The sequence below is a fragment of the Collinsella sp. CLA-ER-H4 genome (assembly GCF_040092395.1).
Classification (GTDB): Bacteria; Actinomycetota; Coriobacteriia; order Coriobacteriales; family Coriobacteriaceae; genus Collinsella.
The window spans coordinates 452,573-469,335 of the sequence record NZ_JBBNLQ010000001.1 but is presented as its reverse complement, the minus strand read 5'-3'; the positions used below and the strand labels follow the sequence as shown (position 1 = coordinate 469,335).

The 16,763-nt window shown below is 61.2% G+C and carries 14 protein-coding genes; 10 read left to right on the top strand and 4 right to left on the bottom strand.

What is annotated here, in order from left to right; genetic code table 11:
* Positions 1-56 precede the first annotated feature (56 nt).
* The 3 genes from AAAX34_RS01955 to AAAX34_RS01945 are packed head-to-tail and all read left to right on the top strand — an operon-like array spanning position 57 to position 2,842.
* A complete protein-coding gene (locus tag AAAX34_RS01955; protein WP_349109804.1) occupies positions 57-1,433 on the top strand; it encodes an FAD-binding protein in 1,377 nt (458 codons plus the stop codon).
* Positions 1,434-1,436: 3 nt separating this feature from the next.
* Positions 1,437-2,297 carry a carboxylating nicotinate-nucleotide diphosphorylase gene (nadC, locus tag AAAX34_RS01950; RefSeq protein ID WP_349109803.1) on the top strand — a complete coding sequence of 287 codons (861 nt, stop codon included), beginning with the start codon at positions 1,437-1,439 and terminating at the stop codon, positions 2,295-2,297.
* A complete protein-coding gene (locus AAAX34_RS01945; protein ID WP_349109802.1) occupies positions 2,297-2,842 on the top strand; it encodes a transcription repressor NadR in 546 nt (181 codons plus the stop codon). Before nadC ends, AAAX34_RS01945 begins: the two co-directional genes overlap by 1 nt.
* 92 nt (positions 2,843-2,934) lie before the next feature.
* On the opposite strand, the gene AAAX34_RS01940 is transcribed toward AAAX34_RS01945, so the two are convergent.
* Complete coding sequence (locus tag AAAX34_RS01940) at positions 2,935-3,120, bottom strand: 4Fe-4S binding protein (protein WP_006235216.1); 186 nt, start codon at positions 3,118-3,120, stop codon at positions 2,935-2,937.
* Positions 3,121-3,778: 658 nt separating this feature from the next.
* Between AAAX34_RS01940 and dnaK the strand changes: the two genes are divergently transcribed.
* From dnaK to AAAX34_RS01920, 4 genes are all read left to right on the top strand, one after another.
* Positions 3,779-5,671, top strand: a complete 1,893-nt coding sequence (gene dnaK, locus AAAX34_RS01935; protein ID WP_006235214.1) for a molecular chaperone DnaK — start codon at positions 3,779-3,781, stop codon at positions 5,669-5,671.
* Between the two features lie 2 nt (positions 5,672-5,673).
* The gene (locus AAAX34_RS01930; RefSeq protein ID WP_349109801.1) at positions 5,674-6,516 is read left to right on the top strand and encodes a nucleotide exchange factor GrpE; all 843 of its coding nucleotides are present in this window, start codon (positions 5,674-5,676) and stop codon (positions 6,514-6,516) included.
* 108 nt (positions 6,517-6,624) lie between these two features.
* Complete coding sequence (locus tag AAAX34_RS01925; RefSeq protein WP_349109800.1) at positions 6,625-7,590, top strand: DnaJ C-terminal domain-containing protein; 966 nt, start codon at positions 6,625-6,627, stop codon at positions 7,588-7,590.
* Positions 7,591-7,663: 73 nt separating this feature from the next.
* On the top strand, positions 7,664-8,080 hold the full coding sequence (locus AAAX34_RS01920; RefSeq protein ID WP_006235210.1) for a helix-turn-helix transcriptional regulator: 417 nt from the start codon (positions 7,664-7,666) through the stop codon (positions 8,078-8,080).
* Positions 8,081-8,090: 10 nt separating this feature from the next.
* Here AAAX34_RS01920 and AAAX34_RS01915 read toward each other — a convergent pair whose 3' ends face one another.
* Positions 8,091-8,261: a hypothetical protein gene (locus AAAX34_RS01915; RefSeq protein ID WP_349109799.1), complete on the bottom strand. Its 171-nt coding sequence runs from the start codon at positions 8,259-8,261 to the stop codon at positions 8,091-8,093.
* A gap of 196 nt (positions 8,262-8,457) precedes the next feature.
* Here AAAX34_RS01915 and AAAX34_RS01910 point away from each other — a divergent pair, with 196 nt between their 5' ends.
* Entirely contained in the window at positions 8,458-10,758 is a 2,301-nt protein-coding gene (locus AAAX34_RS01910) for a hydratase (protein WP_349109798.1), read from the top strand.
* Between the two features lie 407 nt (positions 10,759-11,165).
* Here AAAX34_RS01910 and AAAX34_RS01905 read toward each other — a convergent pair whose 3' ends face one another.
* Positions 11,166-11,813 (bottom strand): hypothetical protein, encoded by a 648-nt coding sequence (locus AAAX34_RS01905; RefSeq protein WP_349109797.1) that lies wholly within the window; start codon positions 11,811-11,813, stop codon positions 11,166-11,168.
* Positions 11,814-12,555: 742 nt separating this feature from the next.
* The gene (locus tag AAAX34_RS01900) at positions 12,556-13,224 is read right to left on the bottom strand and encodes a hypothetical protein (RefSeq protein ID WP_195521132.1); all 669 of its coding nucleotides are present in this window, start codon (positions 13,222-13,224) and stop codon (positions 12,556-12,558) included.
* A 467-nt stretch (positions 13,225-13,691) separates the two neighbouring features.
* On the opposite strand from AAAX34_RS01900, the gene clpB reads away from it, so the two are divergent.
* Both clpB and AAAX34_RS01890 read left to right on the top strand, forming a co-directional pair.
* Positions 13,692-16,319 (top strand): ATP-dependent chaperone ClpB, encoded by a 2,628-nt coding sequence (clpB, locus tag AAAX34_RS01895; RefSeq protein ID WP_138375308.1) that lies wholly within the window; start codon positions 13,692-13,694, stop codon positions 16,317-16,319.
* A 132-nt stretch (positions 16,320-16,451) separates the two neighbouring features.
* A complete protein-coding gene (locus AAAX34_RS01890) occupies positions 16,452-16,655 on the top strand; it encodes a hypothetical protein (protein ID WP_240125870.1) in 204 nt (67 codons plus the stop codon).
* Positions 16,656-16,763: the final 108 nt, after the last annotated feature.

Here is a 16,763-nt window from a genome sequence, read left to right as displayed (position 1 = left end):
AACGATGTGACATGAGGGGCAGTCCCTTATGCCACATTACAAGGGAGAGGATTCCTGTGAAAACCAAACAATACCCCGACATGGAGTGCGACGTCGTTATTGCCGGCTGCGGCGTGGCGGGCCTGTACGCAGCTCTCAACCTGCCGACGAGCACGCGCGTGATCATGCTCTCCAAGGGCGCTGTCGACGAGTGCGATTCGATGCTCGCGCAGGGCGGCATCTGCGTGCTGCCCGAAGGCTCGGACTACGATGCCTTCTTTGAGGACACCATGCACGCCGGCCATTACGAGAACCGCCGCGAGAGCGTCGACATCATGATCCGCTCGAGCCGCTCGGTCATCAACGACCTGCTAGCGATGGGCGTGGATTTTGAGCGCAAGGCCGACGGCAGCCTCGACTTTACCCGCGAGGGCGCGCACAGCCGTCCGCGCATTGCCTTCCATGCCGACATTACGGGCAAGGAGATCACGACCAAGCTGCTCCAGGCCGTTCGCAAGCTGGACAACGTGCAGATTCTCGAACACGTTGCCATGACCGACATCCTGACCGCCGAGCGCGATGGCGCCACGGTGTGCACCGGCGTCGTCGCCGTAGCCGTGGACGAGGACAACTCGGTTCGCCCCGCCGACGAGCTGGCAAATGCCGCTGAGGGCGTGCATGCCGGTAAGCCGTTTAAGATCCATGCCCGCCACACGCTGTGGGCGACGGGTGGCATTGGCGGCGTGTACGACCACTCGACCAACTACCCGCAGCTCACGGGCGACGCCTGCTACATCGCTCAGGAGCATGGCATTAAGATGGAGCACCTGGACTACGTGCAGATCCATCCCACGGGTCTGTTCTCGCCGCAGCCGGGTCGCACGTTCCTGATCAGCGAGAGCTGCCGCGGCGAGGGCGCGATTTTGCTCAACGCCGCCGGCGAGCGTTTTACCGACGAGTTGCAGCCGCGCGACGTTGTCGCCGCCGCCATTCGCGAGCAGATGAAGCAGGACGGTACCGAGCACGAGTGGCTGAGCTTTGCCCCCGTCGAGCGCGACGTGGTGACTGGGCACTTTGCCAATATCCGCGCGCGCTGTCTGGAGGACGGCCGCGACATCTTGGACGAGCCCATTCCCGTTACGCCCACGCAGCACTACTTTATGGGCGGCGTGTGGGTCGACAAGGACGGCCGTACCTCGATGCCCGAGCTCTACGCCGCGGGCGAGACGGCCTGCAACGGCGTTCACGGCAAGAACCGCCTTGCATCAAACAGCCTGCTCGAGGCTTTGGTCTGGGGTCGTCGCGCCGCGTGGTATATGCGTACCGGCGAGTCACTGGCCGTGGAGCAGGCAGGCGATCCCGCGCTCGATGGCCGTCATCGCGCCCTGGGCGCCGACACCCTGGCAATCGATGATTTGGCCCGTGCCGCCGGCACGCAGGCCGTGGAGGAGTAGACCATGAATCCCATTACCATGAAGCTCGTCGTCGATGATCTGATTCTGCAGGCCCTGCGCGAGGACATCACGTTTGAGGACGTGAGCACGGCGAGCGTGTGCCCCACGGCGCGTCCCGCCACGGTGGAGCTTATCGCCAAGGCCGACGGCATCATCGCCGGCCTGGACGTATTCGCCCGCACCTTTGAGCTGCTGGATTCGCAGAGTTCGGTGCTGTTTGATGTTGCCGATGGTGACGAGGTACACGCCGGCGATCACGTGGGCCAGGTGCGCGGCGATGCGCGCGTGCTGCTTTCGGGCGAGCGCGTGGCACTCAACTACCTGCAGCGCATGAGCGGCATCGCTACCTACACGCACAGCATGGCTGCGGCGCTCGAGGGAACCAAGACCGTGCTCGTCGACACGCGCAAGACCACGCCGGGCATGCGCGTGTTTGAAAAGGCGGCGGTCGAGGTCGGCGGCGGCAGCAACCACCGTTACAACCTGTCGACGGCCGTCATGCTCAAGGACAACCACATCGATGCTGCCGGTGGCGTGACGCGTGCGATCGAGATGGCGCGCGCCCATGCATCGTTTACCACGACGGTCGAGGTTGAGTGCGAGAACCTGGACATGGTGCGCGAGGCCGTGGAGGCCGGCGCCGACATCATCATGTTCGACAACATGACCCATGACGACATGGCCGCCGCTATCGAGCTTATCGCCGGTCGCGCCAAGACCGAGTGCTCGGGCAACGTGGACGCCAACAACATTCGCGCCCTGGCCGACCTGGGCGTTGACTTCATTAGCTCGGGCGCCCTGACGCACTCCGCGCCGATCCTCGACCTCTCGCTTAAGCACCTGCGTCTGCTGGACGGTAAATAATGAACGCCCGCGAGCGTCGCCGTGCCATCATGGCCGTGCTCGAGGGAGCCAAGGGACCCGTATCGGGCAGCGCGCTTGCCCACGAGGTGGGTGTGAGCCGCCAGGTCGTGGTGCAGGACATCGCCCTGCTGCGCGCCGATGGGCACGATATCGTGGCGACCAACCGCGGATACGTGCTGCAGGAGGCCCCCAGCAGCCCCGCCGTGCCTACGCGCTTGGTCAAGGTTCGCCACAGCGTGGAGCAGGCAGGCGATGAGCTCACGAGTATCGTCGACGCCGGCGGCGCCGTGCTCAACGTGATCGTCAATCATCGCGTGTACGGTAAGATTACGGCCGACCTGGACATCCGCAACCGCCGCGATGTCGAGCGCTATCTGCGCGATATCGAGAGCGGCAAGAGCTTTCCGCTGCTAACGGTGACGAGCGGCTATCACTTCCATCGCATTGCGGCGGAGGACGAGCAGACCCTCGACGAGATCGAGGCGATACTCAAGGAGAAAGGTTACTTGGCGGATCTAATGCCCTACGAAGACGACCTGTCCTAGTAACGACGAATGCAAAAGGAGGCCTCCGCGGCGATGCGGAAGCCTCCTTTTTTGTGCACGGTGTACTTTTGAGTGTGCAGGTGGGGGAGTTGTTACTCCTCGACGATCTCGGTGATCGCGCCGGCGGGGCAAGCGTCCTGGCAAGCGCCACAGGCGACGCAGGAGTCCTCGTCAGCGACGGTAGCGACGTCCTGGAGCTCCAGAACGCCAGCGGGGCAGGAGTCGACGCAAACGCCACAAGCGATGCACTCGTCGGCATCAATTACGGGATGAGCCATGGTAGTTTCCTCTCTGTTGACCGACGCTACAGGCGATGCGCGCCGGTTTGATTCGGGCAAAAACATACCACGGGAGCGACCGTTTGCAATACCCTCTGACCGGCATCTTCATACCGTTCGCCGAGTATGCCAAGGTTTACTAAAAAACACGCAGGTGGGGCCGTTGAGCTGCGTAAATGTTAGCTAAAGGTGACTTGAAATATGGGGCGATTGAGCGTGCTTGCGGAAACCGCATCCCATTATTTTGTCGAAAAACGGGTTGCAGTTTCCGGTTAGGCCCGCTAGCGGAAAATGCGAGCCGGTATCAGCTCTCAAAACGGGATACGGTTTCCGGTTGAGCCTTCAGACGGAAACTGCGACCCGGAATCCACGCTCAAACCGGGATGAGCTTTCCGCAAGACGGCCCCCGGGCACCCCCGGACGCAAACCTCAGCCATCTCTACATAGATCTTGATAGATTTGCCGAGAACTCAATCAGCGCATCTACCTGCGCATTTAAGAACCTAAACTCTCAGCAATAAGAAATCTTATATGAATTGACTTAGATTTTGTATATTCCGGCCCATAAGGGGATACACTAAATCCTGAAAGACAAGCCGAAGCGCCGCTCGGCAGACCGCCGAGTCGGTGCAAACGCACAAGAGAGAGGGAATTTCTAATGGGCAAGATTCTTGGTATCGACCTTGGTACTACTAACTCCGCTATGGCCGTTCTCGAGGGCGGTTCTCCGACCATTATCGTGAACGCCGAGGGCGACCGCACCACCCCGTCCGTCGTGGGCTTCCGTGCCGACGGCGACCGCGTCGTGGGTAAGGCCGCTAAGAACCAGGCTGTCACCAACCCCAAGAACACCGTGTTCTCCATCAAGCGCTTCATGGGCCGCAAGTACTCCGAGTGCACCTCCGAGATCAAGACCGTGCCGTACGAGGTCAAGGAGGGCCAGGGTGGCCGTGCCGTCGTCGACATCGAGGGCAAGGATTACACCGCCGAGCAGGTGAGCGCCATGACGCTCGCAAAGATGAAGGCCGACGCCGAGAAGTATCTGGGCGAGACCGTTACCGACGCCGTCATCACCGTCCCGGCCTACTTCAACGACGCCCAGCGTCAGGCCACCAAGGACGCCGGCAAGATCGCCGGCCTCAACGTCAAGCGTATCGTTAACGAGCCGACCGCTGCTGCTCTTGCCTATGGTCTGGACAAGCAGGGCACCGACCAGCGCATCCTGGTCTTCGACCTGGGCGGCGGCACCTTCGACGTCTCCATCCTCGACCTCGCCGACGGCGTGTTTGAGGTTCTGTCCACCTCGGGCGACAACCACCTGGGCGGCGACGACTGGGATCAGCGCGTCATCGACTGGATGGCCGATAAGTTCCAGCAGGAGAACGGTGTCGACCTGCGTCAGGACCCCATGGCCCTGCAGCGTCTGAAGGAGGCTGCCGAGAACGCCAAGAAGGAGCTCTCCGCCGCCCAGCAGACCACCATCAACCTGCCGTTCATTACCATGAACCAGTCCGGCCCGCTGCACCTCAACTACACGCTGACCCGCGCTGAGTTCGAGAAGATCACCCGCGACCTGCTCGAGCGCTGCAAGCAGCCTGTCACCAACGCCCTGCGCGACGCCAAGCTTAAGCTCTCCGATCTGACCGAGGTCATCCTCGTCGGCGGCTCCACCCGTATGCCCGCCGTCCAGGAGCTCGTCAAGACCATGACCGGCAAGCAGCCCAACATGTCCGTGAACCCCGACGAGGTCGTTGCCGACGGTGCTGCCGTCCAGGGCGGCGTGCTCACCGGCGACGTCGAGGGCATCCTGCTGCTCGACGTTACCCCGCTGTCGCTGGGCGTCGAGACCATGGGCGGCATCATGACCAAGATGATCGACCGCAACACCACGATCCCGACCTCCAAGACCGAGGTCTACTCCACCGCTGCCGACAACCAGACCAGCGTCGAGATCAACGTGCTCCAGGGCGAGCGCGAGCTTGCCCGCGACAACAAGTCGCTCGGTAAGTTCCAGCTGACCGGCATCCCGGCTGCCCGCCGCGGCGTGCCGCAGATCGAGGTCACCTTCGACATCGACGCCAACGGCATCGTCAAGGTTTCCGCTAAGGACAAGGGCACCGGCAAGGAGCAGCAGATCACCATCTCCGGCTCCACCGCGCTTTCCGACGACGAAGTCGATCGCATGGTCAAGGACGCCGAGGCTCATGCCGAGGAGGACAAGAAACAGAAGGAAGAGGTCGAGGTCCGCAACCAGACCGACAGCCTGTGCTACTCCACCGAGCAGACCCTCAACGAGCTCGGTGACAAGGTTTCCGCCGACGTGAAGTCCAAGGCCGAGGCCGCTATCGCCGATGCCAAGAAGGCGCTCGAGGGCTCTGACGTCGAGGCTATCAAGGCCGCCGGCGAGTCCCTGCAGTCCGTGGCCTACGAGCTGGCCCAGGTTGTCTACGCCGACGCTCAGCAGCAGACCGACGGTGCCGCTGGCGCCCAGCCTGCCGACGATGACGTTGTCGACGCTGACTACGAGGTTGTGGACGACGAGGACAAATAATCATGTCCGCCCGTAAAGCTCGCACGGAGGCGGCCGCCGCTGGCGCCGCCCCCGTTGACTCTGAGGAGAAGGACGTGAAGATTCCCGTAGAGGCCGCAGACGTTACCGAGGCCAACGAGGCCCCGGCCGCCGAGGCTGCCGAGAACCAGGCAGAGGATTCCAACAAGGAGGCGACGATGACCGAGGACGAGATGGTGGAAGCCGCTATCCGCGCCGGTGAAGAAGCCGCCGACAACGACTTTAAGCTCAAGTTCGAGCAGGCTCAGAAAGAGCTTGCCGACGTGCGCAATGAGCTCGATGCTGCGGCAGAGGCTCAGAAGGCCGCCGAGGACAAGGCAAAGGACGCCACCGAGCGTACCGCCCGTCTGCAGGCCGACTGGGAGAACTTCCGTCGCCGCACCGCCAATGAGCGTATCGCCGAGCGCGAGCGCGCGACCGAGAAGCTTGTCACCGCGCTGTTGCCGGTGATTGACGATATCGAGCGCGCGATCGACCATGCCCGCAGCCAAGAGCTTTCCGACGACTTTAAGCAGTTCGTCGATGGCGTTGACGCGGTACATGCCAAGCTGCTCGACGTGTTTGCGCATGAGGGCGTTGAGCCCATCGACCCCAAGGGCGAGGCGTTCGATCCGCTCGAGCATCAAGCTGTGGGTCGCGTCGAGGACGCATCGCAGTACGACGAGACCGTCAACGATGTGTACCAGAAGGGCTACCGCATGGCGGATCGCATCCTGCGTTCCGCGATGGTGACGGTGACCTACGGTGGCGAGAAGCGCCCCGCACCGGAGCCCGAAGCGGCGCCCGAGGATGCTACGGCCGATACGGCCGAGAGCACCGAGGAGTAATTGAGAAGGGCCCCGGGGCAACACCCGGGGCCCTTTCTGGCCTAGTGCCATATGAAAGCATGGGCCGTCGTCTGCATGGACGGCGGACGTAACAGGAGAGGAGCTACGATGGCTGCAGGCAAAACCTTCTATGACATCCTGGGCGTATCCAAGAGCGCCTCCGACAAAGAGATCAAGAGTGCGTTTCGCAAGCTCGCGCAAAAATATCACCCCGATGCCGGCGGCGACGAGGCCAAGTTTAAGGAGATCAGCGAGGCCTACGAGACGCTTTCGGACGAGAAGAAGCGCAAAGAGTACGACCAGATGCTCATGTTTGGCGGCATGCCGGGCGCGGGCGGCGCGTATGGCGGTGGCTACGGTGCCGGCGCGGGCGCCAGTGGCTGGGGCGATATCTTCGACAGCATCTTTAGCGGCAACGGCGCTTGGGGCAGCGATTGGGGCTCAGGCTTTGCCGGGGCTGCGGGCGCTGCCGGTGCCGGCGCTGGCCGCAGCCGCGCTCGCAAGGGCGGCGATCTGTCGCTGACCGTCGATGTGACGGCCGAGGACGCGTTTCGCGGTGTGACGCACAAGGTCACCTACCGCATTCCCTCGACAGGCGAGCAGCAGACCATCACGGTCTCGGTGCCTGCGGGTGCGGTCGACGGCGGCAAGCTGCGCTACAAGCGTCGCGGCGAGTATGGCGTTGCGGGTGGCGAGCGCGGCGACCTGGTCGTGACCACGCATGTGGAGGAACATCCGCTGTTTAAGCGCAAAGGTGCCGACGTGACCATGGAGGTGCCGGTCTCGGTCTATGAGGCGGCGCTCGGCTGCACGGTGGACGTGCCGACGCCCGGCGGTGCGACGGTCCGTTTGAAGGTGCCCGCGGGTACCCAGACGGGCAAGAAGTTCCGCTTTAAGGAGATGGGCGCGCCTGACGTTAAGCACCGTGGCCGCACCGGTGCGCTGCTCGTCGAGATCAAGGTGCAGGTTCCCACGAACCTGTCCGACGATGAGCGCGATGCCATGACCAGGCTGCGCGAGGCCGACACGCGCGACTATCGCGAGAAGGTCAACCGTTACAAGGCGACGTACTAGGGCGGTCGTGGCGCACGCCCCGCGCCCGCGGGCTTATGATGGACGATAACGAGACGGAAAGGGGTCAGGTAGCATGGCCGAGGACAATAGGAACAAACCGCTGTACATGATCAGCGTGGCGGCCGAGCTGACCGGCATGCATCCGCAGACTCTGCGCGTCTACGAGTCCAAGGGCCTGGTGAACCCCCAGCGCTCGGGCGGCAACACGCGCCTGTATTCGCGTGCCGATATCGAGCGCCTGGAGCTCATCAACCAGCTCACCGACGAGGGCATCAACCTCGCCGGCGTGGTGCGCATTCTCGATATGAAGGAGCGTGCCGAGGAGCGCGAGCGCGAGAATGAAAAGCTCCGTGCTCGCGTGCGCCAGCTCGAGGACGAGCTGCACGAGTACAAGATGCAGAAGAAGATTACCGCTCTGGCCCCGCGCGACGGCTCAGTCAACCCCGAGCAAGTCATGCGCAAGCTGCTGGGCGCCGGCGGGGATTTGTAGTTACGCGGTTCTACGAACCGCGTAACGGCTCGACGCTGCAAGCCCGCCAGAGCGGCAATCTGCCTTTCAACTTCGGCGGCATGATCAAAAGATCAATGCCGCCTTGTTTCAAGGCACCTTGCTCGCTCTGGCGGGCTTTCGCTGTCCGCGCCAAAACATCGACGTTGTTATGGGTAGTCATTGGGGACGTTCTTAAATGACTAGTCGAAAGGGACACCCTTGCGCCAAATCTGCCGGTCCCACACTTGGCTCGTCTTTTACTTTACCGAAATAAAGTGAACGTGCAGATTCGTAACCCACTTGCAACCGTTCTATGGCACGATATTGAACGAATGTATGCTATGCGCCCAAATCTCTTGGGCAGAGTGGGAGACAGTATGGTCAAGCTGTACGAAGACGGCATCTACCTGCGTGGCGGCAGCGAGGTTGTGCCTGCGGCCGAGGCCGCCGAGCGCGGCATTACGCAGACGCCCGAGGATGCCAAGCGCGGCACCATCGCGTATTCGATCCTTCAGGCACACAATACGTCTGGCAACCCCGAGGCGCTTAAGATTCGCTTCGATGCCATGGCGAGCCACGACATCACCTTTGTCGGCATCATCCAGACGGCGCGCGCCTCGGGCATGGAGCAGTTCCCGCTGCCCTACGTGCTCACCAACTGCCATAACTCGCTGTGCGCCGTGGGCGGCACCATCAACGAGGATGACCACGTCTTTGGCCTTTCCGCGGCCAAGAAGTACGGCGGCATCTTCGTCCCGCCGCATATCGCTGTCATCCACTCCTTTATGCGTGAGAACTTTGCCGGTTGCGGCAAGATGATCCTGGGTTCGGACTCGCACACCCGCTACGGCGCCCTGGGCACCATGGCCGTGGGCGAGGGCGGTGGCGAGCTGGCAAAGCAGCTGCTGCGCGACACCTACGATGTCGCCTATCCCGGCGTCGTGGCCATCTATCTCACGGGTGCCCCGCGCCCCGGCGTCGGCCCGCACGATGTGGCGCTCGCCATCATCCGCGCCGTCTTTGCCAAGGGCTACGTCAAGAACAAGGTCATGGAGTTCGTGGGCCCCGGCATCGCGAGCATGACGACCGACTACCGCAACGGCGTCGATGTCATGACCACCGAGACCACCTGCCTGTCGAGCATCTGGGCCACCGACGAGGACACGCACGCGTTTTTGACCATGCACGGCCGCGGCGACGACTACCGCGAGCTCAAGCCCGCCGATGTTGCCTACTACGACGGCTGCGTCGAGGTCGATCTGTCGAGCATCAAGCCCATGATCGCGCTGCCGTTCCATCCTTCTAACGGCTTTGAGATTGACGAGCTCAACGAGAACCCCGAGGACATCCTGCACGAGGTCGAGCTCGAGGCTGCCAAGATCGGCGAGGGCAAGACGCACTTTAGTCTGCTCGATAAGATCGTCGACGGCAAGCTGCGCGTGCAGCAGGGCGTTATCGCCGGCTGCTCGGGCGGCAACTACGACTCCGTGGTCCAGGCTGCTCGCGTGCTTAAGGGCGCCAACACCGGCTGCGGCGAGTTCTCGCTGTCGGTCTATCCCACGAGCCAGCCCGTGGCGCTCGAACTTACGCGTCGTGGTTACATCTACGACCTCATGGAGGCCGGCGCGATTGTGCGCACGGCATTCTGCGGCCCGTGCTTCGGCGCCGGCGACACGCCCGCCAACAACGGCCTGTCCATCCGCCACACCACGCGCAACTTCCCCAACCGCGAGGGTTCCAAGCCGGGCAATGGCCAGCTGAGCGCCGTGGCCCTGATGGACGCCCGCTCCATTGCGGCGACGGCTGCCAACGGCGGCGTCCTGACGCCGGCGACCGATCTGCCCGAGGAGACGTGGGACGAGGCCTGCGAGTACACCTTTGACGACGCGCCGTACAAAAAGCGCGTGTACTGGGGCTTTGGCAAGGCGGAGCCTGCCGACGAGCTGGTCGAGGGCCCCAACATCAAGCCGTGGCCCGCGATGGAGCCTCTCGGCGACGATATCCTGCTCAAGGTGTGCTCCAAGATCATGGACCCGGTCACCACGACCGACGAGCTCATTCCCTCGGGCGAGACGAGCTCCTTCCGTTCCAACCCGCTGGGCCTGGCCGAGTTTACGCTGAGCCGTCGCGACCCGGCCTACGTGGGTCGCTCCAAGGAGGTCGACGCCGTGGAGAAACGCCGCGTGGCCGGCGAGGCTGCAGGCGACCTGGCGGTACTCGATGCCGAGCTTGCCGGCGTGTTTGAGGCACTGGCCGGCGCCGGTGTCGCGGCCGATGCCAAGGCGACCGAGTACGGCTCCATGCTCTACGCCAAGAAGCCCGGCGACGGTTCTGCCCGCGAGCAGGCCGCGAGCTGCCAGCGCGTAATTGGCGGTCTGGCAAACATCGTCCACGAGTACGCCACCAAGCGCTATCGCTCCAACGTGATGAACTGGGGCATGGTGCCCTTCCAGATGGAGGCAGAGCCCAACTTTGAGGTGGGCGATTACGTCTTTGTGCCGGGTATCCGCGCCGCGCTCGATGGCGACCTAAAGGACATCGCCGCCTACGTGGTGCGTGCCGACGGTGCGGTCGAGCAGATTGAGCTCTACATTGCCGATATGACGGCAGAGGAGCGTGCCATCGTCAAGGCCGGCTGCCTGATCAACTACAACAAGTTCAAGGCCGCTGCCGAGTAACGTTGCTGTACGCCCCGGACACACCTTTCCCTCGTGCTCACGCGCTTCGCGAGGGTCGCCCGAGGGAAAGGTGTGTCCGGGGCTACCGCGACGTTCTCGTTGGGTCTTGGGGGACGCTAATAAATAGACTTGCTTGATGCCGCCTCTGTTATCGGGGCGGCTTCTTTTTGTCGAAAACCACCACAAAGGGGACAGGCACCTTTGTGGTGGTTCCGTTTGTCTCGATTTGTAACATCTTGGCCGCTAAAAGTGGGCCTGGTGTTACAGATTTAGATTTTCGATTCGGGTGTCTTCTGTTTGTCTCGATCTGTAACATCTAGGATTGAAAAGGGCCGCTAGATGTTACAGATCGAGACAGTGGAACATCGGAACCGAAACCACCACAAAGGTGCCTGCCTGGCGGGTCCTTATTTCGATGGGGCCCAGGTTATTTCATCGTCAAATAGCCAAGTGCGTGCTGAGCCACTGTCGCGCGCTGTCTGTGGATCGGGCTCGCAAGTTTGTTCGTAGGCATCCTCGGTACACCGATCCATAAAATCGACGACTGCCGTCTGGTCGCCTTCCATGACGTAGATCACGTTGCCATCCGAGATATAGACCCCCGGTCCTTCATTGTCCACGCAGCCGGGGTCGTATGAGACGTTGCACAATTTGCTCCCGTTTGCCGCATCGAGCTCAAGGGTCGAATGATACCCGCCAACCATTTGGCCATTCTTGGCTCGATATATTGCGGCGCCGTACCATCGCTTAAACGTCTTGCCTTTGAGTAAACTGGTTGCCTTGCCGATAAGCTGCTCATCTTGGGTATAGCGCGTGGCTCCAAGTTCGATTCGGGGATAGTTACTGACCCCAAGCGCTGCGGGCGTACCGTCGAAATCGACGGTGATCGAATCGGGTTTGACGATATCGGTGAGGATTTCGATGGGGTAGCTTACGGTTTCAACCGCCGCCTGCGTTGCCGAGGCAGGGAGAAATGCGAGATAGATAATGCCCACGCCGACTGCGGTAATTGCAAACGCTAAGACGAGCAGGCCGATATAGGTGGAGCGTTTCACGGCGGGTACCTCGCAAACAGTATGCATTCATTAAGATAAGTGATACCAGCTTACGACAATATTCAAAAGAAAGCGATCGGTCGAAATGACGGGGCGAAAAGGCCCTATTGGGCTTCGATTTGACCTCTAATAGGAATATTTGCCCCACTCATTCTGGGCGAGAGGTCAATAATTCAGTCCACGAGTCTTGAGCGATACTATTCTCACTAAACTCACTATTTTCACAGTAAGCACTATAAATACGATAGGGAGGACGACGAGAACATTGTGACGTGCGATAGCTAAGCCGTTTAAGCCGGACTCTGACCTTGAATCTCCGCCTCTATCTGTGCGAACGGGCTATTGTCGGTTCTCGATTCCATCGCTGCGTTTTCGTTGGGTCTTGAGGGGCGCTAATAAATAGACTCGCTTGATGCCGCCTCTGTTAATGGGGCGGTTTCTTTTTGTCGAAAACCACCACAAAGGGGACAGGCACCTTTGTGGTGGTCCGCGGTTTGTCTCGTTCTGTAACAGGTAGACCCTTATTTGCCGAGTAGTTGTTACAGATCTAGATAAACGGGCACCGCTGAACAATTCATCTCGATCCGTAACATCTGGACCCAAAAACGGCCGCTAGATGTTATGGATTGAGATGGTGAACGCCGGGGCCGAAGATCACCACAAAGGCTCCTGTCCCCTTTGTGGTGGTGGGGGGCGAGCTCGATGTTGCCGTGCTCGTTGAACGACATTCTAATGAGCGTCCCTACAGGATTTCATCCGGGCTGGCGGGTTTGGTTGTTTTGGGGATGCCGAGTTTGGATGACGCGAAATCGTCAACATTGTCCTTAATTCCGTCTTTGGTGTAGACAGTGACCATATAGGTGCTGTGTCCGAATTCGCCCTTGTCGCGTGTTGCCCAGGCATCCCAGTAGGCGGCCCCGTTTCGCCCTTTGATTTTTCCGACACGGCGGAGTTCTGTTCGCTTTAATTTCCGGTTGCTATAGATGGTTCGACCGGCTTCCGCGGTGAGCCCGCACTGTCCAAGCAGCTTGTCGAGGACTTGGTTCATGTGGCGCTCATCGGTGTTTGGCGCGTAGTCGTAGGCGAGGGTGATGGAGTCGAGTGGCTGGTCGTCGATCAGATAGTTTAGCGCCTGAGGTTCAAGGCAGAAATAGGGGGAGCATCCGTCGACCTTGCCGAGCAACGGTAACTTGGACTGCCAACTTCCGGTGGGAATTGCATATTCGTAGAACACGCCACGGCAGACAAAGGAGAGCGAGGTGGCACGCGAGCCGGCGTCGACCATTCCGCATAAATCGAAGGGCGAGGCGATGCCAAGGGAAAAAGGCGTGATGGCGATAAGGAAGAGCATCACGATGGGTACGGCGAGAATGGCGATGACGTTGCGACCGGTGGAATGAGGCGGCTTCATATGCGCTCCTCGAGACAAAGAGCCGGCAAGCTCGATGACAAATGAATAATCTCAGCTAACAATTCAATTTTAATCTCATAACGTGTGACAGCTGGCCGTCGAAACCGAGAATCACCGCAAAGGTGCCTGCCCCCTTTGCGGTGATTCTCGGTTTGTCTCGATCTGTAACAGTTAGACCCTAATTTGCCGATTAGATGTTACAGATTGAGACAAACGGGCGCTGTTGATCATTTCATCTTGATTTGTAACATCTGGAGCCATAAACAGTCGCTAGATGTTACAGATTGAGATAGTAAGGGGACGAGGCCGCAATGGGTGAGCGTGCCTACCCCTACCTCTCAATCACTCAGAAAATCTTATATATAGAGACTTAGATTTGTGTATAAGATCGTACAAACCTGGCAACAATACTTCTCGAACAACGTGAAGCCGCCCCGTAGGGCGGCCGCCCCAAGAGAGGTGATTCCATGAGAATCGATAAGCTAGCAATGACGTCGCGCGAGGCACTGCAGACCGCCATGAGCACGGCTGCTGACGCGCAGGCCGGCGCGGTGGAGCCGATTCACCTGCTGTCTGCCCTGCTCGGTGCCGGCGAGCGCAATATCTCCGTGATCATCGAGCGCATCGGTGCCGACCCGGCCCAGCTCGCACGCTCCACGCAGGATGCCATCGACCATGCGCCTAAGGTTTCGGGCGAGGGCCAGCAGATGGGTCTTTCCAATGAGCTCGTCCGCGTCATCGAGAAGGCCGAGAAGAAGGCCACCAAGATGGGCGACAGCTTTGTGGTGACCGAGCATCTGCTGATGGCACTTGCCGAGGACAAGGGTGAGGCCGGCCGCGTTCTGCGCGACGCCGGCGTGACCAAGGAGCGCATCGAGCAAGTCTACGAGGAACTGCGTGGCGATGACCGCGTGACGTCTGCCGAGGACAAGACTCAGTTTGAGGCGCTGGAGCAGTACGGCCGCAATATCTGCGACCTTGCCCGTGCCGGCAAGCTCGACCCGGTCATCGGCCGTACCGACGAGATCCGTCGTACCATCCAGGTCCTGTCCCGTCGCACCAAGAACAACCCCGTGCTCATCGGCGAGCCGGGCGTCGGCAAGACGGCCATCGTCGAGGGTATCGCCCAGCGTATCGTGGCCGGCGACGTTCCGAGCACCCTGCGTGACCGCGACCTCATCGAGCTTGACATGAGCGCGCTGGTCGCCGGTGCCAAGTACCGCGGCGAGTTCGAGGACCGCTTGAAGGCCGTGCTCAAGGAGGTACAGAAATCCGAGGGCAAGGTCATCCTGTTCATCGATGAGCTTCATACCATCGTGGGCGCGGGTGCCACCGAGGGCTCCATGGACGCCGGTAACATCCTCAAGCCTGCGCTCGCCCGTGGCGACCTGCATGCGATCGGCGCGACCACGCTCGACGAGTACCGCAAGTACATCGAGAAGGACGCGGCGCTCGCCCGTCGTTTCCAGACCGTGATGGTCAGCGAGCCTACCGTCGAGGACACCATCTCGATCCTGCGTGGTCTCAAGGAGAAGTACGAGATCTTCCACGGCGTGCACATCACCGATAGCGCGCTCGTGGCCGCCGCCGACCTCTCCGATCGCTATATCGCCGACCGTTTCCTTCCCGACAAGGCCATCGACCTGGTCGATGAGGCGGCAAGCCGCCTGCGCATGGAGCTCGACAGCATGCCGGTCGAGATCGACGCCACCACGCGCCAGCTCACCCAGCTGCAGATCGAGGAGCAGGCGCTCATGAAGGAGACCGACGACGCCTCCAAGGAGCGTCTGGAGGCCCTGCGCCAGGAGATCGCCGAGGTCCAGGAAAAGCTCAACGTGCAAAAGGCCGGCTGGCTCAACCAGAAGAACGCCATCGACCACGTGCAGGAGCTTAAGGGCCAGCTCGACGAGGCCAAGAGCGAAGAGGAGCGCGCAACGCGCAATGGCGATCTGGGCCGTGCGTCCGAGCTGCGCTATTCCGTGATCCCGGGTCTGCAGCAGCAGATTCAGGATTCCGAGGCTGCACTCGAGGCGCAAAAGCAGCAGGACGGCGAGGGCCTCAACGAACAGGTGACCTCCGATGAGATCGCAGAGGTCGTGAGCGCCTGGACCGGTGTGCCCGTCTCCAAGATGATGCAGGGCGAGCTCGACAAGCTGAAGGGCTTGGAGGGTGAGCTGCATAAGCGCGTCATCGGCCAGGACGAGGCCGTCTCCGCCGTCGCCGCAGCTGTGCGCCGCAGCCGTGCGGGCCTCTCCGATCCGGACAAGCCCATTGGCAGCTTCTTCTTCCTGGGCCCCACCGGCGTGGGCAAGACCGAGCTCGCCAAGGCTCTAGCCGAGTGCCTGTTCGATGACGAGCGCGCACTCGTGCGTATCGACATGTCCGAGTACATGGAGAAGTTCAGCGTCCAGCGTCTGATCGGTGCGCCCCCGGGATACGTGGGATACGACGAGGGCGGCCAGCTCACCGAGGCCGTGCGCCGTCGTCCGTATTCCGTGATCTTGCTCGACGAGATGGAGAAGGCTCACCCGGATGTCTTCAACGTGCTGCTGCAGGTGCTTGACGACGGCCGTCTGACCGACGGTCAGGGTCGCCAGGTATCCTTCAAGAACACGATCATCATCATGACGTCTAACGTGGGCTCCAAGGCTATCGCTGAGCTTTCCGGCAAGGACGAGGAGGAGATGCGCCATCAGGTCGACGCGGCCATGGCTCAGACCTTCCGCCCCGAGTTTCTCAACCGTATCGACGATATCGTGGTGTTCCATCCGCTCGGCATGGCGCAGATCGAGAAGATCGTCGACATCCAGCTCGCCGACGTCCGCGCGCGTCTGGCCAAGGAGCGCATGACGCTTGCCATCACCCCGGCGGCCAAGCAGATGCTCGCCGTGGGCGGCTTGGACCCGGTCTTTGGCGCCCGTCCGCTCAAGCGTCTGGTTCAGCGCGAGGTCGTGGATGCCATCGCCGCCGCTATCATCGATGGCACGGTGCGTGAGGGCGATCAGGTGACGGTCGATGTCGACAAGGACGGCGGCTTTACCGTCGTGTGCGACAACACGCCGGCGGCCACCTACGAGGTCCCCGACGCCGAGTAGGTTTTGGGCCATGCCTTAAAATCTGCCTTTTGAGCCGAACGCCAAGGGCGGCGGATCCGATTGGGTCCGCCGCCCTTTTTCGTGCGACAATCGATGGTGTTGAACATGAGCACATGGCAAGGAGCTATGCAGATGAAAGACGAGAACAAGACGAACGCACCGGCGGCTGAGGCGGCGCCCGTCGCGCCGGTCGCACCGAAGGCTTCTCCCAAACCCGCGCCCAAGCCGCGCGACCCCTATATCCGCGCCGAGAACGAGGACGATGACGGTTACGATCCCTACAGCGATCGCCGCCCCGAGCGCGAGCCGCTGTTCGAAGCCGACCCCTGGCGCTAAGTACCACCCAAAAGGCCACGAATAAGTTGCGGTGAAATAGGGACTGTTTTGCGGTTTGACCAGCAAAAACAGTCCCTATTTCACCGCAACTGCGTTGGGGATGTGGGT

Excerpts from the sequence above, each read along its gene's own strand:
- clpB (WP_138375308.1), top strand. The coding sequence starts at position 13,692 with ATGAGAATCGATAAGCTAGCAATGACGTCGCGCGAGGCACTGCAGACC.
- AAAX34_RS01910 (WP_349109798.1), top strand. The coding sequence starts at position 8,458 with ATGGTCAAGCTGTACGAAGACGGCATCTACCTGCGTGGCGGCAGCGAG.
- nadC (WP_349109803.1), top strand. The coding sequence starts at position 1,437 with ATGAATCCCATTACCATGAAGCTCGTCGTCGATGATCTGATTCTGCAG.
- AAAX34_RS01940 (WP_006235216.1), bottom strand. The coding sequence starts at position 3,120 with ATGGCTCATCCCGTAATTGATGCCGACGAGTGCATCGCTTGTGGCGTT.
- AAAX34_RS01930 (WP_349109801.1), top strand. The coding sequence starts at position 5,674 with ATGTCCGCCCGTAAAGCTCGCACGGAGGCGGCCGCCGCTGGCGCCGCC.
- AAAX34_RS01925 (WP_349109800.1), top strand. The coding sequence starts at position 6,625 with ATGGCTGCAGGCAAAACCTTCTATGACATCCTGGGCGTATCCAAGAGC.
- AAAX34_RS01920 (WP_006235210.1), top strand. The coding sequence starts at position 7,664 with ATGGCCGAGGACAATAGGAACAAACCGCTGTACATGATCAGCGTGGCG.
- AAAX34_RS01945 (WP_349109802.1), top strand. The coding sequence starts at position 2,297 with ATGAACGCCCGCGAGCGTCGCCGTGCCATCATGGCCGTGCTCGAGGGA.
- AAAX34_RS01900 (WP_195521132.1), bottom strand. The coding sequence starts at position 13,224 with ATGAAGCCGCCTCATTCCACCGGTCGCAACGTCATCGCCATTCTCGCC.
- dnaK (WP_006235214.1), top strand. The coding sequence starts at position 3,779 with ATGGGCAAGATTCTTGGTATCGACCTTGGTACTACTAACTCCGCTATG.
- AAAX34_RS01915 (WP_349109799.1), bottom strand. The coding sequence starts at position 8,261 with ATGACTACCCATAACAACGTCGATGTTTTGGCGCGGACAGCGAAAGCC.
- AAAX34_RS01890 (WP_240125870.1), top strand. The coding sequence starts at position 16,452 with ATGAAAGACGAGAACAAGACGAACGCACCGGCGGCTGAGGCGGCGCCC.